Annotated in this window: 17 protein-coding genes; 6 read left to right on the forward strand and 11 right to left on the reverse strand. The window is 66.3% G+C overall.

What is annotated here, in order from left to right; all coding sequences use genetic code 11:
* Positions 1-2: 2 nt before the first annotated feature.
* The gene (locus FQK05_RS08855) at positions 3-617 is read left to right on the forward strand and encodes a TIGR04282 family arsenosugar biosynthesis glycosyltransferase (RefSeq protein ID WP_158966056.1); all 615 of its coding nucleotides are present in this window, start codon (positions 3-5) and stop codon (positions 615-617) included.
* A gap of 141 nt (positions 618-758) precedes the next feature.
* Entirely contained in the window at positions 759-3,032 is a 2,274-nt protein-coding gene (gene rnr / locus FQK05_RS08860) for a ribonuclease R (protein ID WP_158965777.1), read from the forward strand.
* 219 nt (positions 3,033-3,251) lie between these two features.
* Here the strand turns inward: rnr and FQK05_RS08865 are convergent, their stop codons facing one another.
* The 7 genes from FQK05_RS08865 to FQK05_RS08895 all read right to left on the reverse strand — a co-directional run bounded on the left by FQK05_RS08865 (position 3,252) and on the right by FQK05_RS08895 (position 13,150).
* Positions 3,252-3,566, reverse strand: a complete 315-nt coding sequence (locus tag FQK05_RS08865; RefSeq protein WP_158965779.1) for a YciI family protein — start codon at positions 3,564-3,566, stop codon at positions 3,252-3,254.
* A gap of 34 nt (positions 3,567-3,600) precedes the next feature.
* Positions 3,601-4,035 (reverse strand): SRPBCC family protein, encoded by a 435-nt coding sequence (locus tag FQK05_RS08870; RefSeq protein ID WP_158965781.1) that lies wholly within the window; start codon positions 4,033-4,035, stop codon positions 3,601-3,603.
* Positions 4,028-4,360 carry an ArsR/SmtB family transcription factor gene (locus FQK05_RS08875; protein WP_158965783.1) on the reverse strand — a complete coding sequence of 111 codons (333 nt, stop codon included), beginning with the start codon at positions 4,358-4,360 and terminating at the stop codon, positions 4,028-4,030. Before FQK05_RS08875 ends, FQK05_RS08870 begins: the two co-directional genes overlap by 8 nt.
* 79 nt (positions 4,361-4,439) lie before the next feature.
* Entirely contained in the window at positions 4,440-5,318 is an 879-nt protein-coding gene (gene serB / locus FQK05_RS08880; RefSeq protein WP_158965785.1) for a phosphoserine phosphatase SerB, read from the reverse strand.
* A 170-nt stretch (positions 5,319-5,488) separates the two neighbouring features.
* A complete protein-coding gene (locus tag FQK05_RS08885) occupies positions 5,489-9,820 on the reverse strand; it encodes a hypothetical protein (RefSeq protein WP_158965787.1) in 4,332 nt (1,443 codons plus the stop codon).
* 684 nt (positions 9,821-10,504) lie between these two features.
* Positions 10,505-12,346, reverse strand: a complete 1,842-nt coding sequence (ilvD, locus tag FQK05_RS08890; protein WP_158965789.1) for a dihydroxy-acid dehydratase — start codon at positions 12,344-12,346, stop codon at positions 10,505-10,507.
* A 273-nt stretch (positions 12,347-12,619) separates the two neighbouring features.
* Positions 12,620-13,150: a hypothetical protein gene (locus tag FQK05_RS08895; RefSeq protein WP_158965791.1), complete on the reverse strand. Its 531-nt coding sequence runs from the start codon at positions 13,148-13,150 to the stop codon at positions 12,620-12,622.
* A gap of 247 nt (positions 13,151-13,397) precedes the next feature.
* Here FQK05_RS08895 and FQK05_RS08900 point away from each other — a divergent pair, with 247 nt between their 5' ends.
* Positions 13,398-14,756, forward strand: coding sequence for an FAD-dependent oxidoreductase (locus FQK05_RS08900; RefSeq protein WP_158965793.1), 1,359 nt, complete (start codon positions 13,398-13,400; stop codon positions 14,754-14,756).
* Positions 14,757-15,373: 617 nt separating this feature from the next.
* Here the strand turns inward: FQK05_RS08900 and FQK05_RS08905 are convergent.
* On the reverse strand, positions 15,374-16,702 hold the full coding sequence (locus FQK05_RS08905) for a plasmid recombination protein (protein WP_158965795.1): 1,329 nt from the start codon (positions 16,700-16,702) through the stop codon (positions 15,374-15,376).
* A gap of 271 nt (positions 16,703-16,973) precedes the next feature.
* The gene (locus FQK05_RS08910) at positions 16,974-17,840 is read right to left on the reverse strand and encodes a hypothetical protein (RefSeq protein WP_199252614.1); all 867 of its coding nucleotides are present in this window, start codon (positions 17,838-17,840) and stop codon (positions 16,974-16,976) included.
* A gap of 350 nt (positions 17,841-18,190) precedes the next feature.
* Here FQK05_RS08910 and FQK05_RS08915 point away from each other — a divergent pair, with 350 nt between their 5' ends.
* Both FQK05_RS08915 and serA read left to right on the forward strand, forming a co-directional pair.
* Positions 18,191-19,345: a phosphoserine transaminase gene (locus tag FQK05_RS08915; RefSeq protein ID WP_158965796.1), complete on the forward strand. Its 1,155-nt coding sequence runs from the start codon at positions 18,191-18,193 to the stop codon at positions 19,343-19,345.
* A 185-nt stretch (positions 19,346-19,530) separates the two neighbouring features.
* Positions 19,531-21,126, forward strand: coding sequence for a phosphoglycerate dehydrogenase (gene serA, locus FQK05_RS08920; RefSeq protein WP_158965798.1), 1,596 nt, complete (start codon positions 19,531-19,533; stop codon positions 21,124-21,126).
* A gap of 399 nt (positions 21,127-21,525) precedes the next feature.
* Here serA and FQK05_RS08925 read toward each other — a convergent pair whose 3' ends face one another.
* Positions 21,526-21,903: a hypothetical protein gene (locus FQK05_RS08925; RefSeq protein WP_158965800.1), complete on the reverse strand. Its 378-nt coding sequence runs from the start codon at positions 21,901-21,903 to the stop codon at positions 21,526-21,528.
* A gap of 192 nt (positions 21,904-22,095) precedes the next feature.
* Between FQK05_RS08925 and FQK05_RS08930 the strand changes: the two genes are divergently transcribed.
* Positions 22,096-22,827 (forward strand): metallophosphoesterase family protein, encoded by a 732-nt coding sequence (locus tag FQK05_RS08930; RefSeq protein WP_158965802.1) that lies wholly within the window; start codon positions 22,096-22,098, stop codon positions 22,825-22,827.
* A gap of 162 nt (positions 22,828-22,989) precedes the next feature.
* Here FQK05_RS08930 and putA read toward each other — a convergent pair whose 3' ends face one another.
* On the reverse strand, positions 22,990-26,391 hold the full coding sequence (gene putA / locus FQK05_RS08935) for a bifunctional proline dehydrogenase/L-glutamate gamma-semialdehyde dehydrogenase PutA (RefSeq protein WP_158965804.1): 3,402 nt from the start codon (positions 26,389-26,391) through the stop codon (positions 22,990-22,992).
* Positions 26,392-26,449: the final 58 nt, after the last annotated feature.

Raw genomic sequence — 26,449 nt, forward strand, 5'->3', positions numbered from 1 at the left:
TGGTGACGCGTACCCTGATCGTGATGGTCAAGGTCCCGCGCCCGGGCCGCGTCAAGACGCGGCTGGGGGCCGGGATCGGGATGACCGCTGCCGCCTGGTGGTTTCGCCACCAGGCCGCGCGGCTGCTGCGTCGGGTCGCGGACCCGCGCTGGCAGGTGGTGCTGGCGGTCAGCCCCGATGGCGAAGGCATGGCCGCCCGATGCTGGCCGGTTTCGATCCGCCGCCGGCCGCAGGGCAGGGGGCATCTGGGCACCCGGATGCTGCGCCAGATCGCAGGTGCCGCCCCCGGTCCCGTCTGTCTTGTCGGCGCGGACATTCCCGGCCTCGACCGTTCCCATATCGCCCGGGCCTTCGACGCCCTTCGGGGCGCGGATGCGGTGCTGGGCCCGGCCGAGGATGGCGGCTACTGGCTGATCGGGATGCGTCATCCGGCGCTGGCGGGCCGTGCGCTTCGGGCCGGCGCGCTGGACCGCGTCCGCTGGTCCACGTCCCATGCGCTGGCGGACACAGTGGCCGGGCTTCGGCCCCTGCGCGTACGCTTTGCCGACCACTTGGCGGATGTCGATACGCCGGCCGATCTGGGCACCCGGACCGGACAGGCCGGGGGCGGGGCATAGGGGGCTTTCCGCCGCGCTTGTCCGCCATGTGCGGCCGACGCGCCGGGGCCCGGCGGAAAGCCGTTCACCCCCCCCCCACACACACCGGGGCGCACACCATTTGCTCATGACGCCGCCTGCGGCCCGTGGTAGATCCCGGGCATGACACGGATCCCCGACCGTCGCGAGATCCTCGACTGGATCGCCGCGCATCCCACACAGAACAGCAAACGCGATATCGCCAAGGCCTTCGGCATCAAGGGTGCCGAACGGATCGAGCTGAAGCGCATCCTGCGTACGCTTGAAGACGAAGGCCACCTGGCCAAGCGCAAGCGCAGCTATACCGACCCGGAGCGGCTTCCGCCCGTGTCCGTCCTGGAGGTGCGCGCGCCCGACAGCGACGGCGACCTCTTTGCCCGGCCGCTGGAATGGCATGGCGAGGGCGTGGAGCCCGTCGTGCTGGTTCTGCCGCGCGAGAGCGATCCGGCGCTGGCCGCCGGCGACCGGATCCTGGCTCGCCTGCAACTGGTGCAGGGCGAGGATCATCATTACGAGGCGCGCCTGATCCGCCGTATCGGCACACATCCCCGCCGGGTTCTGGGCGTCTTCCGCAAGGGGGCCGAGGGCGGGCGGATCGTGCCCATCGACAAGGCCGTCCACAACGACTGGACTGTGGCCGAGGCCGACCGGCACGGCGCCAAGGACGGCGAACTGGTCGAGGCGGAACAGATCGGTTCGTCCCGCGCCGTCCGCATGGGCTCGCCCCGGGCGCGGGTCATCGGCCGGCTGGGCGATCCCAGCGGGCCCAAGGCGGTGTCCCTGATCGCGATCCACGAACACGGTATCCCGGACGATTTCCCGGTCGAGGTGCTGGACGAGGCCGACGCGATGAAGCCCGTGGGCCTGAAGGGCCGCGAGGATCTGCGCGAGATGCCGTTCGTCACCATCGACCCGGCCGATGCGCGCGATCACGACGACGCGTGCTATGCCCATGTCGACGACGATCCGGCGAACGAGGGCGGTTTCGTCCTGTGGGTCGCGATTGCCGATGTCGCCGCCTATGTGCGCCCCGGCACCGCGCTGGACCGCGAGGCCCTGCACCGGGGCAATTCCACCTATTTCCCCGACAGGGTCGTGCCGATGCTGCCGGAACGGCTGTCGGGCGATCTGTGTTCGCTGCACGAAGGCGTGCCGCGGGCGTGCATCGCCGTGCGCATGCAGCTGGACAAGGACGGCAAGAAGATCGGCCACCGCTTTGTCCGGGGACTGATGCGGTCGGCTGCATCCCTGACCTATGAACAGGTGCAGGCGGCGCTGGACGGCGCGCCCGGTGACAAGGCCGGGCCGCTGCTGGAAACGGTGTTGAAGCCCCTGAAGGGCGCCTATGACGCGTTGGCGGCGGCGCGGGATGCGCGCCAGCCGCTGGACCTGGACCTGCCGGAACGCCAGATCGTTCTGTCCGACGAAGGCAAGGTCGTGTCGGTCAATTTCCGCGACCGGCTGACCGCGCACAAGCTGATCGAGGAATTCATGGTCCTGGCCAATGTCGCCGCGGCCGAAACGCTGGGCCGCAAGCGGTCGCCCCTCCTGTTCCGGGTGCACGAGGAGCCGTCGCAGCAGAAGCTGGACGCCTTGCGCGAAACCGCGCGGGCGGCGGGCTATGCGTTGGCCAAGGGGCAGGTGTTGCAGACACGCCACCTGAACCAGCTGCTGAACCAGGCGGCCGGGTCCGACGATGCCGAACTGATCAACATGTCGACGCTCCGGTCGATGACACAGGCCTATTACAGCCCCGACAACCTGGGCCATTTTGGCCTGGCCCTGCGGGAATACGCGCATTTCACCTCGCCCATCCGGCGCTATGCCGACCTGATCGTCCACCGCGGCCTGATCGCGGCCCACGGCTGGGGCAAGGACGGTCTGACCGAGGGCGAGATCGAGGTGCTGGAAAAGACCGCCATCCACATCTCGGAAACGGAACGCCGGTCGATGACGGCCGAACGGGACACGACCGACCGCTACCTTGCGGCCTACCTGGCCGAGAGGGTGGGGGCAGAGTTCACGGGTCGGATCAGCGGCATCGCGCGCTTCGGCGTCTTCGTGAAACTGGACGAAACCGGCGCCGACGGTTTGATCCCGATCCGGCAGCTGGGGCAGGAATATTTCAAGTACGATCACGAGGCCGGCACGCTGATGGGGGCCGACACGGGCCTGATAATCGCTCTGGGTCAGAGGGTGAAGGTAAAGCTGGCCGAAGCCTCGCCCGTGACCGGCGGGATCGAGCTGGAGCTGCTGGAACTGGACGACCGCGCCATGCCCAAGGCGCCGCCGCGGTCGGGCCGGCCGATGCGCGGCAAGCCTGGACGCCCGGGGGGACGGTCCGGCAAGCCGGGAGGCAAGGACAAGAGCCGCAAGGTCTCGCGCAAAAGGAAGTGACAGGCTTCGGGTCGGGTGGAGCGCGTTCCGCCGGCCCCGCGCCCGTCCCGGGCCGACCACCCGCCCGCCCAAGCCGGTCGCCTGCGGCACCCACCTTGCCCGGGACGGGCGCGAGGCCGGCCGTGTCGGACCGGGTGGATTTGCGAACGGCGATCTGCGCGACGGAAGTCGCCCGCCCGCAGGCGTCGTTCCGGCACCCGCGGGGGGCAGCCGTGACCGTCACATCTCGATGATCGGCGCGACCTCGACCGAGCCGGATCCGTCGATGACCATCGGGCAGCCCTTGGCCATCTCGATCGCGGCTTCGAGCGAGTCCGCTTTCACAACGGTGAAGCCCGAGGCCGGGTTGGGCCCGCCGTCATCGGTTACGCCGGACGAGGTCACGGTCCGGGATGCCCCCACCGCGTTGCCCGGGATGACCAGGGCGTCGCCCAGGGCACCGAACCAGTCGCCCCAGGCTTCCATCGCCTTCTGGCCTTCCTCCGGCGTCCGCGGGACCGCGCCGCCGTGGTACACGAAAAGATAATCCGTCATTTGGTGTCCTTCCTGTCGTTGCGGTCCCTGTCCGTCAGGGCCCCATGATGATCTTGCCCAGCTTGGCGAAGGTCGAGATCCAGCCGCGCTTGTGGTCCGCCGCGCTGTCATCGTCGGTCAGGTCGCGGTGGTCCAGGATCAGCCGCGCGCCGCACGGGGCGGGCTCGACCGTGAACGTCACGTGGCTTTCCTGTCCGCGGCGTCCGTCGACATCGTGCCAGGCCCAGGTCAGCCCCACGGATTTCGGGGGGGTCACATGGGTCACATGGCCCGAAACCTGCACCGTCAGGTCGACCCCGTTGGTCATGACCGACTGCCATGGCCCTACCCTTGTGAAATCCGGCGCGCTGCCGGAGACATAGATCCCTTCCGGTCCCCACCAGGACAGGAGCTTCACCGGATCCGTCACCCAGGCGAACAGTGCCTCGGGCGAAAGCGGGAAGTCGCGTTCCATGTGCAGATCAGGCATCGGGGCCGCCTTCCAGATCTATGGCCGCGGCCAGCCGGTCGAACTGGCTGTCCCAGTAGATCCGTCGCGACAGGGTCCAGTCGGCGATCCGGCGCAGGCCCCGGGCATCGGCGGAATAGATCCGCTTCGTCCCTTCGGCCCGCTGGCGGATCAGCCCGGCGTCCCGCAGCACCTTCAGATGGCGCGAGATAGCGGGAGCGGTGATGTCGACGCCAGCCACGATGTCGCCGGCCGGCAATTCGCCTTCGGCCATCAGCCGTTCGACGATGGCCAGACGGGTGGGGTCGGCCAGGGCCGAGAAGGATTTCACAAGTTCATCGCTCATCCGCTCTTTATTGCGCATGATGCTAATTAACGGAAGTGTTAAATTTTGGGTGACCGGCGAAGGCTCGGCCGGTGGAGGGTCAGCGGAAGTCGTCCGCCGCGTAACCCTGAAGGAACAGAAGCGCGGACAGGTCGCCGAAATTGATCCGAACGTCGCATTGCGCGGCGACCGAGGGCTTGGCGTGCAGCGCCACGCCCGTGCCTGCCCGGTGCAGCATCGCCAGGTCGTTGGCGCCGTCGCCCACGGCCATGACGTCGGACGGATAAAGGCCCAGCCGTTCGGTAATCTGCTCCAGCGCCTCGACCTTGGCCTCGCGCCCCAGGATCGGGTCGATCACGCGGCCGGTCAGGCGGCCTTCGGCGATCTCCAGCGTGTTGGCGCGGTTTTCGTCGAAACCCAGATGCGAGGCGACGCGCGCGGTGAAGGCGGTGAACCCGCCCGAGACTAGCGCGGCATAGCCGCCCTTGCGCATGGTGGTCACAGCTTCCAATCCGCCGGCGCGATAGGTGATGCGCTCTGCGATGACCTCTTCGATGATGCCGGCATCCAGCCCTTCCAGAAGGCCCACCCGTTCGCGCAGGGCGCCTTCGAAGTCCAGTTCGCCGTTCATTGCGCGGGCGGTGATCGCCTTCACCCGGTCGCCGACGCCGGCGACATCGGCCAGTTCGTCGATACATTCCTGTTCGATCATGGTGCTGTCCATGTCGGCCAGCAGCATCTTCTTCCGTCGCCCTTCGGTGGGCTGCACCGCCATGTCGACGCGCTGGCCCTGCAGATCTTCCCAAACGGTCCAGCGGTTGTCGGGCAGGGCGGGCACGGCGAATTCGGCGGCCTCGTTCATGGCCAGCCAGCGGATCGGGCCACCGCCCCAGGCATTGCGCAGCGCTTCGGCCAGGGGGATCTCCAGCGAGGGTGCGGCGGGATCGGTCAGAAGCGTGACGGTGAAGGGCAGGGTCATGGCAGGCGATCCGGGATCAGGGGTCCAAGGGGCGGCGCCGCCATCCGGCCGGTGCCTGCCCGGCGGATTAGCCCGAAATCGCGGGCTCTGCCACCCGGTCCCGTGTCGCGGAATGCGAAACGGGGGGCCCGAAGACCCCCCGATCGATCAATTGCAGGCGCCTTCCCGGATCAGAGAAGGAAGGTGATATCCGCGGCCTCGGTTCCGTCAAGGCCCGTAAAGCGGACAGAGCCCGCACCGCCCAGGTCTTCGAGGTCAAGACGCAGCGTGCCGTTCGGCGCTTCACCCATGGCCGCAGCAATCATGGCATCGGCCACGTCCGGTGCCAGGTCGAAGGCCCTCAGGTCCACGATGTCCTCGCCGATGTGGTAATCCCTGATCCGGTCGTTGCCGTTCTGAAGCTGCATGACGAAGACGTCGTCGCCTGCGCCGCCCAGCAGGACGTCGTTGCCGCGCCCGCCCTGAAGGCTGTCTTCGCCCAGGCCGCCCTGCAGGCGGTCGGCGCCGCGGCCGCCGTGCAGGATGTCGTCGTCCTGCCCGCCGTAAAGCTTGTCCTTGCCACGCCCGCCGGTCACCGTGTCGTTGCCGTTTCCGCCGCGCAGAACGTCGTCGCCGCGCCCGCCGCGCAGGCTGTCTTCGCCCGCGCCGCCCTTCAGCAGGTCCATGCCCCGGCCGCCGTGCACGCTGTCCTGGCCGGCACCGCCGGCGAACAGGTCCGACCCGCGGCCCATGGATACGTGGCCGTCGAACTCGCCCGGACCCCGGACCACATCGTCGCCATCGCGCAGCGAGATGTTGCCGCTGATCAGCCCGTCGTTGAGGATGGTGGCGGGACCGGACCCGCGGGCCATGTCCAGGACATCGCCGTCCCCGTCGCTGCGCAGGACCAGCCTGCCGTCCTCGCCCACGACCACCTTGACGCCGCCGCCCTCGACCTCGACGCCGCCTGCGCCGTGGAAGATGGCCGTGCCCTTGATCTTCAGGTGCGCGGGATCGTCGGCCGTGGCCAGCAGCGTCAGCCCGTGGCCCGGGCCTCCGTCGTCCGGGGTGTAGGACACGAACTTGTCCCCGGCCCGCACGACAGCCTTTTCTTCCAGAACCAGGGGCACATAGGTGGTGCCGTCCAGCCGGCCGTCGTCGCTGGCCGTGACCGGCGTCAGCCGCACCGTCATGTCGTCATAGTCGCGGCTGCCGGTCCCGTCCTCGAAGGTGAAGAAGTTCTCGCCCATCACGCGCAGAGCGTCGCCATCGCCTTCATCACCGTTTTCGGCCGGGGCGAACAGCACTTCTCCTGCGCTGTTGATCAGCACCGGGGCATAGAAGCCGGTGTCGCCCGCGACGGTCCAGACGCCGTCCTTCTCGAACTGGCCCTTGCCGCGAAGAGAGAATTCCGCATCCATCTGGGCGCGTACTGCCGCCTTGAAGCCGGCCTCGCCCTCGGCGACGCCGTCGACGGTCCAGGTGTCGTCCGCCGTGTCGACCTCGACCCGGACAAAGCCCATGCGGTTGCCGGTTTCGGCATCGCCGGCCATGTCGACCATGACCTGGGTGCCGTGGCTCAGATAGACCAGCGCCTCGCCTGTGGCACGCTGGGCATCGGCCAGAAGCGCGGCGGCCGACAGGGTATTGTCGACTTCGGCGGTCAGCACGTGACCGCCCACCGTCACCTCGGCCCCGCCCTTCGGACCGACCGAGACGGTGGCGACCCCCGACGTGTCGTCCCAGTCGGTCGCGTTCAGCGCCACGAAGCCCAGCCGCAGGTTTTCCGGCAGATAGACGGTCTGCGTGCCCTTCAGCGATCCGTCCTGGAACGACACGCCGCCCATGGTGGTCAGCGTGGCATCGGAGACCGAAACGCCGGTCTCGCCCGTGTGGGGATCGACCCGTTCGCCGCTCTTGTTCAGGAGCACGACCGCCACCGCGGCGCCGGCTGCGGCCGGGCTGTCGGTGACCGACAGCTTCACCCAGTTGCCATCGACGTCGCCGGCCATGTCCGCCGAGTTGTCGAGCCTCAGGCTTTGCCCGCCATGTGCGCGGCCCAGCCCCAGTTCGGCGACATCGACCGTCAGGGTCAGGGCGCTGCTTTCCTTGCCGACCAGGGTCTTCTGTGTTGTATCGCTGGCCAGATACTCCTTCATCGTCACGGTATAGGTGCCGTTGCCCAGCGTGGCGGCACGGGTCGTCCACATGCCGTCCAGGTCACCATTGGTCAGCAGCGGCGTGATCGCCTGCCCGCTGCCAGAGGATACCGAGACCTGGGCGTAGTTCAGCGGATTGACCTTGTTGGTATAATGGGCAAGCCAGTCGGTGGGTGCATCGGCATTGTCGCCGGTCCAGCCAAAGGCGATCTCGGAACTTTTCGAGGTCGCCTTGGTGGCGGTCATGGTCGTGTCCTGGCCGGACAGTGCGCCGAACTTGTCGCCATCCAGCGTGCCGGCCACCGGTGCCGCGGGCGTCGGGAAGTCGGTCGCCTGGCTTTCGGCGTAATTGTACTCCAGCATGTCGGACGGCAGGACCGAGGTCGCGCTGTAGAGGAAGCCCACGTTGAAGGTCGGGACGGTTTCGGCCGTGGATTGCTGCGGCGTCAGAAGCGCCAGCCCGTCGACGGCCAGGCCGATCTGGTCGCCCTGGACCGCAGGGTTCAGAAACATGCCGTCCGACTGCACGTTGGTGTAAAGGTTGAAGGTCTTCGCCGCATCGTCCGAACCGATGGTAATGCGGGACCAGTGCACGCCTTCCTCGTTCCCGGGGAACTGGGTCAGCAGCAGGTTGCCCGCGGTCGTTACGATGCCGCTTGGAACGATCTTGTAGGTCCCGTCGGTATCGATCTGGAAGCCCCAATTCTGCCACAACGTGTGATAGTTGGCGTCCTTGCTCTTGGCATCGGTCTGGATCGTCACCGACTGCCAGTGCGATCCTTTCGAATCGGCCTTGTCGGTGTAGATCTCGATCGTGATGGGCGTGTCTTCCTTCACGATCATGTCGGCGTTGAACAGGCTCAGGCCCACGCTGTTGCCGGACGTGTTCGTGCCTGCCTTGGCCTCCGTGTACCCTTTATCGCCGGGCGCGATATAGTTGTAGATCAATGGCTCGACATATCCGTCGGGCGTCTCGGTGTCGTCGAAGATGGTGATCGACAGCTCGTTGACATTGCTGCCATTTGCGTTCGACACCGACACCAGCGGCGAGCCCTGGTTGTATTCGCGCATCAGGTTATCGGTATAGCCCGACCCGTAGGAGTTCGAGGTTTCGTAGAAGACCTTGGAATAGGGGTCGAACCCGTCCGGTGCGCCCGACGAGAGGTGGGCGCCGAAGGCATAGGTGGGATCCCAGTTGATGTTCTGGTTCAGGTCGATCGCGTCGCTGTTGTCGTCGTTCAGCGACTTGCCGACCGAGTTGTAGTACCCGCCCGTGAAGCCGGTCAGGAACTGGGCAATGACGGCGCCCCACTGGTTGTTCTCGCCCGAGTTCATTGAGGCGAGTTCTGTGTCGCTGTTGTAAAGCGGCTTGGACGGATTGTGACCAAAGATCTGGTAAGGCGTGTCCGATCCTTCTTCGTAGATGCCCACGTTGCCCAGCGTCGAATAGATGCTGTTGGCCAGGTCGGCCTCGGTGAACTGGATGCGGCCCCGGACCTGGCTGGTGCCGGTCGGATCAAGCCAGAAGCGGCCGCCGTCCGAGGAATCCCAGCTCAGCTGATAGGAATAGAAGGCGCCGTCGTGCCAGATTTTGTTCGCGTCGGGCGCCCCATTGAAATAGCCCGCGATGACGATGTCGCTGGCCGGCGCCTTCACCTTGTCCAGGTAGGCGTTCCAGTCATCGGCAGAGTAGTGGCCCAGATCGTTCGACAGCGCAATGACCGGCGCGATGCCGGCACGATAGACATCCTTCAGCGGCCCTTCCGAGAACTTGACGGCAGAGCCTGCGCTGGCATCGTCAAAGTCCTTGAACATCGTGTTGCCGGGGACCTTGTAGCCCACAGTCGCCGGGGTCTTGCCGTCGTTGTAGGTGACCTCCAGCTTCATCGGCAGACCGAACCCGTTGACCGAGGTCAGGTTGCCCTGGTCGAAGGGCGAGTTTTCCAGCGTGACCTCGAAGCTGTCATAGCGATAGTCGTACTGGTCCGAGGAAACCCAGTTGATCGTGCTCTCGGTAGTCAGTACCGATTTCAGGTCGGTCTTGTTGCTGTCCGACTGGCTCTGGACCAGGAAATAGACCTTGCCGCCGCTCATGCCCTCGAAGGCGCCGTCGACGGTCTGGGTCAGCGGGATCGTGTTCAGGCCGACGATCGCTTGGCCTTTTATCTCGACGTTGCTGGTGATCGATCCGTTGTCGACAAGGGTCGTCCAGGTCGGATTGTTGCCGTTGGCGTCGTAATAGACGGCATAGGCGTTCACGCCATCCTGCCCCAACGTGGTCTGCAGCTTTTCGCTAAGTCTCACGTTCAACGAGGTGTTGACGAAATCGGCGACGAGAGTGCCGTCTTTTTCGGTCTTGGTCATGCTGCAGTTCCTCCCCAGTCGGACATCGTCCGCATTACTCGCGATACCCTATAGTACGCTGAACCAATTCTATGCTGACCGCCGCCGGCGCCGTGCCGGGCTTACGCGGATCTGTCCAAACTCGTATCGGTCGTTAACTTCGTTACAATCTCGTAAAGCCTCTGGGCCATAACGGCGGCCCTTCGCCCTATCAATGTGCGTTCTTTCCGGCTTTTGCGCAACGGCTGTACCGACGGTGTGAACTTCTTAGCGGAAATCCAGAGGTCGAGGACCGCTGCTGCGGATTTCTGGCCGGGATCCGGTCACATTCGTCCGGAGTTCCGAAAGCCGCGCGCCTCTTCCTGCCCGATTGTTACAGGTGCGGTCCCTGTCTTTGCCGCGATCCCGCAGGTCGCGGCCCGGGACGGGGCCGCAGGGGCGCGTCGGATAAGACGGTCCGCACATGGCGGCGCCCCCTGGTCTGGGCTGGGGGCAAGGGCGACTATCGCGGGGGCCGCGGTGCCGGTCACAGATCGTGCCGTGGGGGCATGGCACGCGGGCGTCCGACAGCCGGGTCGCAGGGGGACGGGATGGCGTGCCGCCGCCCTGTCTGCGGCTTCTGCCCCGGCAGTCCGAAGGCGGCCCCGGATACGGTCAGGCGCGCCGGGCAGTCGGGGCGCGCCTGTCTGTTTCAGTCCGGCAGGATCACGGATCCAGGCGCACGGCGCCGTGGCTGGCATTCGCCACCAGCGAGGCATAGGCCCGAAGCGCGCGGCTGACCTTGCGCTTGCGCGGCTTGGCCGGCTTCCAGGCAGCATCGCCCTTGGCCTCCATCTCGGTCCGGCGGGCGGTCAGTTCCGCGTCGGTCAGGGCCACGTTGATGGTCCGGTTGGGGATGTCGATCTCGATCATGTCGCCTTCGACCAGCAGGCCGATATTGCCGCCTTCGGCCGCTTCGGGAGAGACGTGGCCGATCGACAGGCCGGACGTGCCGCCGGAGAAACGGCCATCGGTGATCAGGGCGCAGGCCTTGCCCAGCTTCATCGATTTCAGGTAGCTGGTCGGGTACAGCATTTCCTGCATCCCGGGACCGCCGCGCGGGCCTTCATAGCGGATGATGACCACGTCGCCGGCCTGAATCTCCTTGCCCAGGATGCGGTTCACCGCCTCTTCCTGGCTTTCGCAGATCTTGGCGGGGCCGCTGAATTTCAGGATGCTTTCGTCGACGCCCGCCGTCTTCACGACACAGCCTTCCTGCGCGATGTTGCCGAACAGGACCGCAAGGCCGCCGTCCTGGCTGAAGGCATGGTCCTTGGACCGGATCACGCCCTTTTCGCGGTCGGTGTCCAGGCTGCGATAGCGGCTGGCCTGGCTGAAGGCCTCGGTCGTGCGCACGCCGCCGGGGGCCGCGCTGAACAGCTCGTGTACCTTGTTGTCCTTGGTGCGGGCGATATCCCAATGGTCGATCGCCTCGCCCAGGGTGGCGGTGTGGACGGTCGTCACGTCGCGGTTGATCAGGCCGGCATCGTCCAGCTGGCCCAGGATCCCGAAGATGCCGCCCGCGCGGTGGACGTCCTCCATGTGGACGTCGCCCACGGCCGGCGCGACCTTGCAGAGGCACGGCGTCGTGCGGGACAGCTTGTCCATGTCGTCCAGGGTGAAATCGACCTCGGCCTCGCGCGCGATGGCGAGCAGGTGCAGCACCGTGTTGGTCGATCCGCCCATGGCGATGTCCAGCGCCATCGCGTTCTGGAACGCGGCATGGGTGGCGATGCCCCGGGGGCTGACGGAGGTGTCGCCACCTTCGTAATAGCGCTTGGCGAGATCCACGATCTTGCGGCCCGCTTCCAGGAACAGCGCCTTGCGGTCGGCGTGGGTGGCCAGTGTGGATCCGTTGCCGGGCAGGGCAAGCCCCAGGGCCTCGGCCAGGCAGTTCATCGAATTGGCGGTGAACATGCCGGAACAGGACCCGCAGGTTGGGCAGGCGTTCACTTCGAATTCGTTGACCTGCTCGTCGCTCAGGTCCGGATTGGCTGCCTGCACCATGGCATCCACCAGGTCGACGGCGATTTCCTTGCCGTCGAAATTGACCTTGCCGGCCTCCATCGGCCCGCCGGAGACGAAGATCGAGGGGATGTCGACCCGCATCGCCGCCATCAGCATGCCGGGCGTGATCTTGTCGCAATTGGAAATGCAGATCATGGCGTCGGCGCAGTGGGCGTTGACCATGTATTCGACGCTGTCGGCGATGATCTCGCGCGAGGGCAGGGAATACAGCATCCCGTCATGGCCCATGGCGATGCCGTCATCGACCGCGATGGTGTTGAATTCCTTCGCCACGCCACCGGCCTTTTCCACCTCGCGGGCGACCATCTGGCCCAGGTCCTTCAGGTGCACGTGGCCGGGCACGAACTGGGTGAACGAATTCACGATGGCGATGATCGGCTTGCCGAAGTCGCTGTCCTTCATGCCCGTCGCACGCCACAGGGCGCGCGCGCCGGCCATGTTCCGTCCGGAGGTCGATGTCTTTGAACGATAGGGTATCATTGCTGTCTTTCCCGCGCAGGGTATGGCTGTCCGGGCCGTCTTAGTCCGAAAATCGCGGGAAGGCCAATGCGCGAGGCCGGCATCGGATGCAATTCCCATGCGCGGGCCTGCCCGGGGCCGGGGGGCACCATCCGCCCGGCGGCAGCCCGGGCCCAGACGTTCAGCGCCGGGAACGGGTCGGCCGGTTGCAGGGCTTTCGGATCGGGCAGCTTTGTCCGGGAAGGACGGGACCGTCCGGTTCGCCCGCTGCCAAAGCGACGGACGGATCGGTGTCTAGTCCAGCCATTCCTCGGCAAGGTCGTCGGGCAGATGTTTCCGGATCCCGTGAAAGAAGATGTCGATCTCCAGCGCCAGGCCCATCTCGAACTCGTTCAGTTCGGGGCCGCTCCAGCGATGCTGTTCCAGCCGGGCCAGGAATTCACGGCGTGCCTGATCTTCGGGCGGCTGCAGCGGAAAGGTCCCGGCGACACGCAGCATGTCGATCCGCCTGTGCATCTCGCGCATGGCGGCGAAGGCTTCGGTCATCACCCGCGCCAGCCGCGGTTCGTCGCGCCAGGTCAGGCCGCCGAAGACCTCCTGCACCACGCGGTTGCCGGCGCCCATGCAGTCATAGGCGACACAGCCGCGGAACCCTTCCTGCTCCAGCCGGTCGTGGATCGCGCAGCTGTGCCCCGACAGATTCCGGCAGGGTTCGCCCGGGTTCTTGTCGAAGGCGAAATCACGACCCTTGTCGAAGGCAAGCGCCAGGCAGCAGAGCGCGGCACACTTGGAACAGTCGGTCTTCAGGTGGTCCGTCTGGGGCATTCGGGCTTCCGGTCCTTCCCTTGGGGCATCACATGACGGCCGTATCCCGCGGAACATCCTGGAAATGCAAGGTCCCGCCCCTTGGGCGCGCCCGGATCGGCTGTATCGAGGCAGGATGACCCGGGACCGCCGCCGCGACGATACACGCGGATCCGTGACCGCCCTGCGCGGGAACTTCGTTGCCGCCACCGGACGGCACCGATATGGCTGGGGCCGGGTCAATGGCCACCATACTCTCGGGAAACGCATGCAGATCACAGAACCTTCCCGCCAAATCGACGTCGTGCATGCGACGGATGTCCTGGTCGTCGGTTCCGGCCCCGGCGGGCTGGCGGCGGCGCTTGCCGCGGCGCGCGCAGGTGTCGAGGTGACGCTGGTCGAACGCTTCGGCTGTTTCGGCGGCAATATCACCACGGTGGGCGTCGAAGGCTTTGCCTGGTACAGGCATGAACAGACGGTCGAGGCGAACGGCATCGGCCGGGAGTTCGAGGAACGCGCCAAGGCCATGGGTGCGGCCGTGCCGGAAAGCCAGTCGCTAAGCTACGAGCTGGACAGCGAAGGCTTCAAGATCGTCGCCGACCATTTGGTGCAAGAGGCCGGGATCTACCCGATGCTGCACCGGATGTTCGTGGCGCCCATCGTCGAAGGCGACCGGATCACCGGCATCATCACGGAATCGAAGGCGGGGCGTGAGGCGATCCTGGCCAAGGTCGTGGTCGACGCCACCGGCGACGCCGATGTCGCGACCCGGGCTGGCGCCCCGGTCGTCCATCCGCCCCGGGAAGAGCTTCAGGCGGCCAGCGTGATGTTCCACCTGGCGGGCGTGGACAAGGCCCGTTTCATGGAGGACGTGCGCGCCAATCCCCAGACCTATGCCGACTGGTCCACTGGCGAATGGACGGTCGAGACGGACGGGAAGGAGGATGCGATGTTTTCTCCCTTCCTGAAGAAACCGTTCGAAACGGCGCGGAAAGCGGGCGTCATCCCCGCCGACCTGACGACCATCGCAGGCACCTGGGGCGCGCTGCACGACAGCGGCGAGATGACCTATATGAACCTCGTTCACCTTGGGAACTGCGACGGGACCGACCCGAACGACCTGACCCATTTCGAGATGGAGGGCCGACGCCAGGCCATGCTGGCGATCGAGGCGCTGCGTCAGTTCGCGCCGGGCTGCGAAGGCGTGCGGCTGCGGAACTTCGGGATGACGCTGGGCGTGCGGGACACGCGCAAGATCGATGCAGTCTACAACATGACCGAAACCGACGTGCGCCAGCAGGGCCGGTTCGAAGACAGCATCGGCATCTATCCCGAATTCATCGATGGCTACGGCATCCTGATCCTGCCCACGACTGGCCGCTACATGCACATCCCCTACCGGTCGATGCTGCCCAAGACGGTGAAGGGCCTTCTGGTGGCCGGGCGCGCGACCGGCGGGGACCGCGTGGCGCATGCGGCCACGCGCAACATGGCCTGCTGCGCCGTGTCGGGGCAGGGCGCAGGCATCGCCGCGGCCCAGGCGGTCAAGACCAGTGTCGCACTGGATGCCGTCGACCTGACCGCCATCCAGGCCGAACTGACCCGGCAGGGCGTGCGCTACACCTGACCGGGGGTCTGCCGCCAGACCCGGGCCTGGGCGGTGGCTGCCTGCGGGTCACGCGGCCGAATCCGGGCGGACAAACCGGCTCTTTCCGGGGCGGTGATGTCGTGCCGAGGATCCGGGCGGACGCAGTTCCGGGCGGGAAGACCCCGGTGCAGCCGCTGCCCCGGGCGCAGTCACCGATGCGGCAGTGCGTGCGCAACACGCGATGCCCGCGGACCTGAAAACACCGCGCAAACAATGGGATATTCCAGAAGCCCCTCCCAGGGGCGGCGACCGTGTTCCTGTCAGTGGCATGGTCTTCGGACGGCCATCCGGCCAATGGCGCTGGGGGCATCTTCCGTGCCAACAACTCTGGATCTTGCGCGATCGGGGGGGCAGGCGTATGTTGGCTTCCTCAACTAGGACACTTATACGCTCCTGATGCTGCAGGAGCTCATCGTGAGCCCGCTCAACCGCTTCCAGGCGACCCAGAAGTGGCAGGTTCTTTCTGTGGAGCTGGGCACGTATTGCCTCAGCATGATTGCTCAGCTCGTCCTTCAGTGCGGTCACGTCGACAGCCGGAGCTGCTTCCCTCGGGCTGCTGCGGCGGCTCACCTCAGCGATCCTTGCTTCCAGTTCGTTCATGGTTTGAAACCTCTCTGTTTGGGGTGGTCGATCTGGACGTTGCCGCTGCTCAGCGCGCGTCCGGCGGTTTCCGCCTCGTGGGCACGCTCGCGGTTCGTCAGGCGGTTCGACAGCCGTTCCCAGACGTCGGCGAAAGCGACTACCATCGGGGTGATTGCCTTGCGGAGGCCAAGCCGGGCGACGTCCTGCGCGAGGGCGTTGTCGGTGATCTTCAAATCCGTTTTTCCGCGACCTGGCCGCACTGAACCGTCGAGCACGCCGGCGAGCACGCGCATCGCAGTCCTGACGGTCATTCGAGCGGCGCCGATTGCCTGGCGGGTTGTCTCGGCCTGGAATTCTCTCCGCTCGCGGGTCAGGGCCTCCTTGTCCGCTTGCAGGGCAGCCTCGTCCGTCTTCACTCGGGCGAGGCGGTTGTCGGCCTCGCGCTCCTTTTCAGCCGCTTGGGACAGTTGCGCTTCCGCTGCCCTCAGCTCCGCGTCGACCTGATCGACAAGGCAGGCGAGGCGGATTTCCAAGCCCTCATGAGACCGAGCTTGGTCGGCTTCGGCGTCGATCAAACCGGCGATGCGGTCATCCAATTGGCTTTGACGCCGCGCGTTGCGCCGAGCCTCGGCTTTTCGAGCCCGCCACTGCTGTCGGGATAGTCGCTCACGTGCTGGGCCGGTCCTGGTCAAACCGCAGGGAACACCGACTCTCTTGTGGCAATCGTCCTGAACCTCACGAGCTTTGGCCCGGTAGGCAGCGTTGCCAAGCTTGACCGCTTCACGGTCGCTCTGACCGCCTTCCCGGGCAGCGGCTTCGGCCTTTGTCTTCGCCTGCCATGCCGGGTTCAGGTCTCTCGCAGAGCAGGCAGGATCGTGAAGGGGCAAGATGAATGCATGCAGATGCGGATGTGCTTCGTCGGTGTGTTCGACAGCGCTGACCAATTGGTCGCCGTACATCTCGGAAAGCCAGTCAATCGTTCGCCTGACCCAATCGTCGTAGCGTTCCTTCGCCTCGCTGTCTGAGGCAACCTGCTCGCACAATAGCGGATAGGATGCGACGCAGGTCAGCATCGTATGCCGGTCCTTTCGGACGGCCCTCTGCGCGGTTCGACCGTCCTTCAGGCGGACCTCGACGCTGCCCGAATTCAGCATTTCATCGTGCTGCTGACGGACTGCCGCCGGTGCTACTCCGAAGATGATCCTTGGAGCCTTCGGAGCTTCAACGTGGAGGGAAAACTCCGGCGCGCGGGCGGCTTCGGCCAGCACCTGTTTGACTGACTGGCCTGCCGGATTCGGCTTGCGAGAGAAGGTTTGGAATCGAACAAATTGAGGCCCGCTCATCAATGGCCCCTCGCGGTCGGGGAACGCAATATGGACCGACGTTTACGTTGCAAGCAACGTGTCGGCGAGGGCGCTGCGCCCCTCGACCCCGCGTGCGGCTTCGCCGCCGATCCGTTCCGGATCGAAGCCACTTTCAGTGGCTGCCAAACCCACCCTCCGCCAGCCGTCTGATGGGCGCTGCGGGTGGGTTTGGCGAAGGGACGACACGGCGGCGCTTGTGTCGTTTCGGTGCCGTGAGTCTGCTCCGGGGAGCTTTGGCCGCGTGTCCAGGTCATTTCAGAACACCGGCTGCCGTGGCTTCTTCGCGCGTGATCAGGCCCCGCTGCAAGGCCGCTGTGACCTGGCCGCTTGTCACGTGCCTACACATCCCGTGGCGGGTCTTCACCCAGCCAGCGACCTGGGTCAGGATCTTCTCCGCACTCTCCGTTGATGTGGCCTTTCGCTGCCGCAACTCATCCACATGCCGCCGCCATTTCCCTAGACGCAGCCAGTTGTCGATGAAGGATACCTTCGAGCGCGTGTAGCCATCGGTTTCGGCGGCATACGCAGCAGCGGCAGCAGCGAGTTCGTCGACCGAGGTGTTGCCAAGCGCCTCTGCGAGGTGGCGGCGACACCCCTTGCGGTCCCTGCGGCGATCGGAGGGGTAGGCGGCCCAGATCTTCTCCAGATCCATCTCCTCCGCCTCGCGCGCCTCGGCGCGCGTAGGAGGTTTCAAAGGATTGTTCCCAGGATTGTTAGGGGGTCGTGGTGAACCCCGTCGAGGGGTCACCGTGACCCCCCTTGGGGTATCATCATGAACCGGGTTCACCGTGACCCCGGTCCCTTTTGACGCCTTCTGGGGCAGCAGTGACTCCAGTTCGGACACCGCTTCGAGGACGAGGCGATAGACGACGGTATGGCCGTGATCGCAGGCCCGCCGTTCGCCGGTTTCGACCAGCAAGCCCTCGTCGAGGAAATTACGGATCGTCCGTTTTACGGTGGCGAGGCTCAGCTCCGTATGCCGCGCTATGGTGTGCTTCGAACACCAGATCCCGGCCCCGTCGTCGCTCGCCTTGTTCGCGAGGTACATGGCGATCTGCTTGCGGGCGGCGCTTCCGAATCTGCGGCGGTCGCAGAGCGCTTCGACGTGATAACTCATCCCGCGGCCCTCTTCTCAGGGGTACCACCGGGATGAATCCCATCCCGGGCAGTGGTCTGGCAGGCCCGAAAATCAGCTGGGCACAGGGATGTGTCGCAGCAAGTGCCAAGAGGCGGAAAACCTGCCGTCAGACCGTGCCAAACGGCATGATTTCCTGCCCCGGTCCGAAAGATCGCTGTGTCAGATTTGTGCCAATCTGGGAGTGACGTTCCCTCATCGTTCCGGAACTTCCCGCAGCCAGCTTCAAGGCAAACCACTTTGGATCTTGCTTGTTTTAAAGGGCAGGCGTATGTCCGGCGGTGGGACACCCCTCCCCAACGAGGGGCGTATATCTGGAAGGTTATGCACCAATGGCAATCGCCCAACCGGCCGCGCGGCCGGCAAATCCGCGTTTCTCCTCTGGCCCCTGTGCCAAGATCCCCACATTCACGCTCGACGCGCTCGCCGATGCTCCGCTCGGCCGAAGCCACCGCGCCAAGATCGGCAAGGCCAAGCTGAAGGCCGCCATCGAGGAAACGCGCGCGATCTTGGGCGTGCCCGCAGATTACCGCATCGGCATCGTGCCGGCCTCGGACACCGGGGCAATGGAAATGGCCATGTGGTCGATGCTGGGCGCCCGCCCGGTCGAGATGCTGGCCTGGGAAAGCTTCGGCGAAGGCTGGGTCACCGACGTGGTCAAGCAGCTGAAGCTGGACGCCGTGGTCAAGAAGGCCGACTACGGCCAGATCGTCGACCTGGCTTCGGTCGATTTCTCCAAGGACGTCGTTTTCACCTGGAACGGCACCACCTCGGGCGTGCGCGTCCCGAATGCCGACTGGGTCCCCGCCGACCGCGAAGGTCTGGCGATCTGCGATGCGACCTCGGCCGCCTTCGCGATGGACCTGGACTGGGCCAAGCTGGATGTCGTGACCTATTCCTGGCAGAAGGTGCTGGGCGGCGAGGCCGCGCACGGGATGCTGATCCTGTCCCCGCGTGCCGTGGAAAGGCTGGAAAGCTATACCCCCGCCTGGCCGATGCCCAAGATCTTCCGCATGACCAAGGGCGGCAAGCTGAACGAAGGCATCTTCGTCGGCGAGACGATCAACACGCCGTCCATGCTGGCGGTCGAGGATTACCTCGTGGCACTCGACTGGGCAAAGTCCGTCGGCGGCCTGAAGGGCCTGATCGGCCGGGCCGATGCCAACACGGCGGCCGTGGCGGCCTTTGTCGCGGCGCATGACTGGATCGACTTCCTGGCGGACGACCCGGCCATCCGGTCGAACACCTCGGTCTGCCTGAAGTTCACCGATCCCCGGATCACCGACGGCGCGGCCTTTGCCAAGGCAGTCGCGGCACGGCTGGAAGCCGAAGGCGTGGCGCTGGACATCGGTGCCTATCGCGATGCGCCCGCCGGTCTGCGGATCTGGTGTGGCTCGACCGTCGAGACCGCGGATGTCGAGGCGCTGATGCCCTGGCTGAACTGGGCTTTCGAGGCCGAGATCGCGGCCTTGGCGCAAGCCGAGTAAGGCAGGCGGCGGGGGTGACCCCGCCCTTCACGGCCTTCGACGACCGGGTGAGGTGCGTGGGGACCACGCACCCTACCGCTCCCGACCAGCCGGTGCCCTGCGCACCCTCTCTTCCCATTCCCGTAGGGTGCGTGTTTCCCACGCACCGCCACGTATCCCAAACGTATTCCACAAGGACCATTCCCATGGCACCCAAGGTACTCATCTCCGACAGCCTTTCCGACGCGGCCGTCCAGATCTTCAAGGACCGCGGCATCGATGTCGACTTCCAGCCGGACCTCGGCAAGGACAAGGACAAGCTGCTGGAAGTCATCGGCAAATATGACGGCCTGGCGATCCGGTCCGCCACCAAGGTGACCGACAAGATCATCGAGGCGGCGACCAACCTGAAGGTCATCGGCCGCGCCGGGATCGGCACCGACAACATCGACAAGCCGGCAGCATCCAAGAAGGGCATCATCGTGATGAACACGCCCTTCGGCAACACCATCACGACGGCCGAACACGCCATCGCCATGATGTTCGCCGTGGCCCGCCAGATCCCCGAAGCCAGCGCATCCACCCATGCCGGCAAGTGGGAGAAGTCCAAGTTCATGGGCGTCGAACTGACCGGCAAGACCCTGGGCGTCATCGGCGCCGGAAATATCGGGTCCATCGTCTGCGACCGCGCCCGCGGCCTGAAGATGAAGGTCGTGGCCTACGATCCGTTCCTGGGCGAGGAACGCGCCAAGGCGATGCAGGTCGAGAAGGTCGAACTGGAAGACCTGCTGAAGCGCGCCGATTTCATCACCCTGCACGTGCCGTTGACCGACCAGACGCGCAACATCCTGTCCAAGGAAAACATCGCCAAGACCAAGAAGGGCGTCCGGATCATCAACTGCGCCCGCGGCGGCCTGGTGGACGAGGAAGCCCTGGCCGAGGCCCTGAAGGCCGGCCACGTGGCGGGTGCCGCCTTCGACGTGTTCTCTGAAGAACCGGCCAAGGAAAACGTGCTGTTCGGTCTGCCGAACGTCGTCTGCACCCCGCACCTGGGCGCCGCGACCTCGGAAGCGCAGGAAAACGTGGCGCTGCAGGTGGCCGAACAGATGGCCGACTACCTGCTGACCGGCGCCGTGCAGAACGCGCTGAACATGCCGTCGGTCACCGCCGAGGAAGCCAAGATCATGGGCCCCTGGCTGAAGCTGGCCGAGCATCTGGGCGCCTTCATCGGCCAGATGACGGACGAACCGGTCAAGGCGATCAACATCCTCTATGACGGTTCCGTGTCGCAGATGAACCTGGATGCGCTGAATTGCGGCGTGGTCGCGGGCCTGATGAAGAGCGTGACGCCCGACGTGAACATGGTTTCCGCCCCGGTCGTGGCGAAGGAACGCGGCGTCAAGATTTCGACCACCAAGCAGGACCAGTCGGGCGCCTTCGAAGGTTATATCAAGGTGACTGTCGTCACCGACAAGCGCGAGCGGTCGATTGGCGGCACCGTGTTCTCGGACGGGAAGCCGCGGTTCATCCAGATCAAGGGCATCAACATCGATGCCGAGATCGGGGCGAACATGCTTTACACCACGAACGAAGACCAGCCGGGCATGATCGGCACGCTGGGCAACACGATGGGCCAGAACGGCGTGAACATCGCCAACTTCACCCTGGGCCGTGCGGCGCAGGGCGGCGAGGCCATCGCGCTGCTTTATGTCGATGCCCCGGTCCCGGCCGAAGTGCTGGCCGAACTGCGCAACTCCGGCAAGTTCCGCCAGGTCGCGCCGCTGGAATTCGACGTCGTCTGAGGCCAGCCGAGCCGGATGACGCTCTGACATTTGATCTCCGTGCCCGCGGGACCTGGTCCCGCGGGCATTTTTCGTGGTCCCACCCCGGATACCCGAAGGCCTGGGTCGCCGCGCTGCAACCATTCCCGAGATGACCTGTTCTGGCCTGCCGGCAGCCTTCCGGCTGCAGGGCGACCGCATAACGCCGGGCCTGCCTGATCGGCGGCGTCAGCGTGCTGCGTCGGCGGGCGTTCCGGATCCTTTGCCGACGATGATCGCGATGGACCGCGGCCTGGACGATGTGTCGGCGCTCCTCGGGCCGAAGGAATGGCTGGTGGATGACAGGGGCCTTTGGCGACGGGCCTTGTCAGGCATCTGGGAAAGGGGTGTCCGTCCTGTGACGGATCGGGATAGTCCGCATCACGCGCCGAGGCGGCATCCGTTCGTCAGCACGTTGACCAGGAACAGCGTCGCCGAGATCAGGGCCGCGGCGGCGCCGATGCCGGCCAGCATCTCGCCTGCGCCGGAAATGGCCAGGGCCATGCCCGCGGGCATTGCGGCCGTGGCGAACAGCTGGACGATGAAATGCAACCGCGCCAGCCCGGTGTCGGCCGCGCCCGGAACGGCGTGGTAGGTCAGGCCATAGATTGCGCCGGTCACCCAGCCGACCAGGTTCAGTTGGCCATGGGCAGGCGACATCGTACGGTCCATGGCGACGGCCATGCACAGGCCCCAGATCGTGCCGATCAGAAGGGCAACCGTCGAGACGACGACAAAGGCAAGGGGAAGGGGTTTCATGGACCTCTCCTTCGAGGCTTGACCCGTGAGGGTCTGGCGTCAGGCATCCGGCCTGCGGGGGGTGAACACGGGGGCCGGTCGCGTCCGGAAGGTTCCGGGACGCGGCGATTTGGCCGGGCCATTGCGGTACAAGCCGGTGCAGGGAATGAGTAGGTAGGGAAATTCCTACCCGGCAACGACGGAGAATGCGGGATGAGCGATCCGGTCTATGTCATCGGCGATGTCCACGGGCACCTGTCCCAGGTCGAACGCGCGCTTGCGCTGATCGAGGCCGATGGCGGCCCAGAGGCCAAGGTGATCTTTCTGGGCGACCTGGTCGACCGCGGCCCCGACAGCCGGCGGGTGCTGGAACTTCTGATGGCGGAACAGGCAGCCGGGCGGCCCTGGACGGTGCTGAAGGGCAACCATGACGACATGCTGGTGGACTATCTGGCCAACGGGACCGAGTTCGACCACCGGATCTCGATCGAGCTGAGCTGGCTTGATCCGCGGCTGGGCGGGGCGTCGACGCTGGCCTCCTATGGCATGACGGGGCTGGAACGTCGGACCTTCACCCATATCTGGGAAGAGGCGCGCGAACGGGTGCCCCAGGCGCATCGCGAGTACCTGGCTGGGTTGCCCCTGACCGAGGAACGCGACGACGTGCTGTTTGTCCATGCCGGGATCCGGCCGGGTGTCGACCTGGCCGAGCAGCATGTCGACGACCTGATGTGGATCCGGAAGCCCTTCCTGGACGATCCGCGGGACCATCCCTGGCTGGTCGTGCACGGGCACACGGCACTGGACGAGCCGACCCATTTCGGCAACCGCGTCGACCTGGATGGCGGGGCCGGATACGGGCGGACGCTGCATCCGGTGGTGTTCGAGGGACGGGAGAGCTGGCTCCTGACGCCGACGGGGCGGAAACCCCTGGCGCGGGGCTGAGGTTTCGGGGTCGGAGGGGGGCTCTGCCCCCCGCCCGCGCCCGTGGCGCGGACTCCCCCCGAGGTATTTGAAGACCGAAGAAGCGGGGGCCGAGGGCCCGGTTTCCGGGCCCCGTCCGTGACGCCGCCGTAGGGTGCGTGCTGTGCACGCACCGCACCGGGGTTATTCGAGGCCGCCCAGCAGCTGCGTGTTTCCGCCGGCGGCGGTGGTGTCGACGCAGACATGGCGTTCGGCCAGTACGCGGTCGCGGGAGGGCAGGCCCGGGATCAGGGGGACCAGCGGACCGTCGCGGTGGGCCAGGGCCCTGTCGATGGCGCGGGCCGTATCCGCGTTGCCCCACCAGAGCGCGCCCGAAATGCCAGGAAGGCCTGTCAGGTCCTCGGGCGGGATCGTGCCGTCGGCGCGGATGGCGAGGCCGCCGGCCTGGGTCACCGCGCGGACTTGTTCGTCGACCGCATGCGTGCCCGGCCCCATGCAGAGAAGGGGGGAGCGCGGGACAGTCGAGTAGCGGTTCGATTCGCCCGTGGGCCCGGGCATCGTCAGGGTCCTGTCCTTCCTTTCGCCGCCCACCGGTGCGGGTAGCTTGCCCGCTGGTGCCGTGAAGCCCCCGCTGGCCGACTGGCGATCCGGGGCCAGGAACCGCGCCATGTAGAGCGGGCCGCCGGCCTTCGGCCCCGTGCCCGACAACCCCTCGCCGCCGAAGGGCTGCGAGCCCACGACGGCGCCGATCTGGTTGCGGTTGACGTAGATGTTGCCGGCGTGGATCGCCTCGGTCACCTGCTGGACGCGGTCATCGATCCGGGTCTGAAGCCCGAAGGTCAGGCCGTAGCCCGTTGCGTTGATGTCGGCGATGATCTTGTCGAGATCGGCTGCCTTGAACCGCGCCACGTGGAGGACGGGACCGAAGATTTCGCGTTCCAGCGCTCCGATACCGGGGACCGAGATCATGGTGGGCGCGATGAAGGTGCCGCTTGCCGGCACGGGCACTTCCTTCAACAACCGGCCGTCGGTGCGGGCGGCGGCGATGTGATCGGCGATGGTCTTGCGGGCGGCCTCGTCGATGACGGGGCCGGAATCCGTCGCGAGATCCCAGGGGTTGCCAAGGGTCAGTTGGTCGACGGCGCCTTCCAGCATCTCGAGCACGGAGTCGGCGATATCGCCCTGCAGATAGAGGCAGCGGAGCGCGGAACAGCGCTGGCCGGCCGACTGGAAGGCGCTTTCGACGATGGCCTGAACCGCCTGTTCCGGCAGGGCCGTGCTGTCGACGATCATCGCGTTCAGACCGCCGGTTTCCGCGATCAGGGGCGCGCCGGGGGCCATGTGTTCGGCCATAGCCGCCCGGATGCGTTTCGCCGTGGCGGTCGATCCGGTGAAGGCCACGCCTGCGACTCGGGGGTCGGAAGTCAGCATTGCACCGACCGATCCGCCGCCAGGCAGAAGCTGCAGCGCGGTGGCGGGCACGCCGGCCTCGTGCAGCAGCCGGACCGCCAGGTCGGCGATCAGCGGTGTCTGTTCCGCGGGCTTGGCCAGCACCGCGTTGCCCGTGGCCAGCGCCGCCGCGATCTGGCCGGTGAAGATCGCCATCGGGAAGTTCCAGGGCGAGATGCAGGTGAAGACGCCCGCAGGCACGCCGTCGGGGATGTTGGCGGCGTAGTAGCGCAGGAAATCCACCGCCTCGCGCAGTTCGGCGACGGCGTCGGGAAGGGTCTTGCCGGCCTCGCGGGCGAGGATGGCGAAGGCCTCGCCGAAATGCGCCTCGTAGAGGTCGGCGGCGCGGTTCAGAACCTTTTCGCGTTCCTGCGGGGGGGCCTCCCAGGGCTGTGCATTGGCGAGCGCCGTTTCGACATCGGCAGCACTTGCCGGGGCGACGGTGCCGGGGCTGTCGGCGGGATCGGCCGGGTTGGTGACGGGAACGGCCGGGTCCGGGGCCGTCGGGCCGGCAAGGCGTGGCTCGGCCGACCACTGATGATGACGGAATGGCGCTCGCGCCGCTTCGATCCGGGCCAGCGTCGGGCGGTGGGTCAGGTCGAAGCCGAGGGCATTCCTCCGTTCGGGGCGGAACAGATCTGGGCCCGTGGCGATGCCGGGTGCCGGGGCCTGCACCGCCTCGAACGGGTCGGCGGCGACCTTTTCGGGGGGCACGGCCTCATCCACGATCTGGTTCACGAAACTGGAATTGGCGCCGTTCTCCAGCAATCGCCGGACAAGATAGGCCAGCAGGTCCCTGTGCGCGCCGACCGGCGCATAGATGCGGCAGCGGGTATGGTTCTTCTTCTTGACGATGTCGTGCAGCGCTTCGCCCATGCCGTGCAGGCGCTGGAATTCGTAGGTGCCGTCGGCCCCCATCTCCTCTGCCATGTGCAGGACCGCCGAGACGGTGTGGGCGTTGTGCGTGGCGAATTGAGGATAGATCCGGTCGGTCATGGTCAGAAGCTTGCGGGCATTGGCGATATAGGACACGTCCGTTGCCGCCTTCTGCGTGAAGAGCGGGAAGCCCTCGACCCCCTTGACCTGCGCCCGCTTGATTTCCGTGTCCCAGTAGGCGCCCTTGACCAGGCGGACCATCAGCTTGCGGTCGTGCCGTTTCGCCATGTCGTAAAGCCGGTCGAGCACGGCGCCCGCGCGCAGGCCGTAGGCCTGGACCACGACGCCGAAGCCGTCCCAGCCGGCAAGCGAGGGTTCGGCCAGCGCAGCCTCGATCACGTCCAGCGACAGGGACAGGCGGTCGGCCTCTTCCGCGTCGACGTTCAGGCCCATGCCGGCCGACCGGGCCAAAAGCGCCAGCGAGCGCAGGCGGGGGACCAGCTCGGTCATCACGCGCGCTTCCTGCGCGACCTCGTAGCGGGGATGCAGCGCCGACAGCTTGACCGAGATTCCGGGATTGCTTCGGATGTCGTCATGGGTGCAGGCGCCGGCGATGGCGGCAATGGCCTGCGCATAGGCCAGGTGATAGCGCTTGGCATCGCCTTCGGTCCGCGCGGCTTCGCCCAGCATGTCATAGCTGTAGGTATAGCCGCGAGTTTCCATGCCGGAGGCGCGGGACATGGCGTTGCCGATGGTTTCGCCCAGGACGAACTGGCGGCCCATTTCCTTCATCGCGCGGCCGACTGCAGTGCGGATGACGGGTTCACCCAGCCGCTTCATGGCGGCGCGCAGCGACTTGGCCGGGCTGGGACGTTCGTCGTCCAGCACCTTGCCGGTCAGCATCAGCGCCCAGGTCGAGGCATTGACCAGCACCGACGACGACTGGCCCATGTGCTTGCCCCAGTCGGACGGGGCGATCTTGTCTTCGATCAAGGCGTCGATCGTGTCGGCGTCGGGGACGCGCAGCAGCGCTTCGGCCAGGCACATCAGGGCCACGCCCTCGTCGGTCGAGAGACCATATTCGGCCAGGAAGGTTTCCATAAGGCCCGGGGTGGAATGGCTGCGGATAGCCCGCACAAGGTCGGCCCCGGCGGCGGCGATGGCGGCGCGCGCGCCGTCGTCCAGTCCTGCGTTCCGGATCAGGCTTTCCAGAGTGGCATCCGGGTCGGCATAGGTCAGGTCGTCGAGAGGGATGTGCATCTGTACGCTCGTATGCTTGATGTGGGCCGAAGCCTTGATCGCTGTGGTCGCGGCAATG

It is taken from the genome of Chachezhania sediminis, from assembly GCF_009765275.1.
GTDB classification, from domain to species: Bacteria; Pseudomonadota; Alphaproteobacteria; order Rhodobacterales; family Rhodobacteraceae; genus Chachezhania; species Chachezhania sediminis.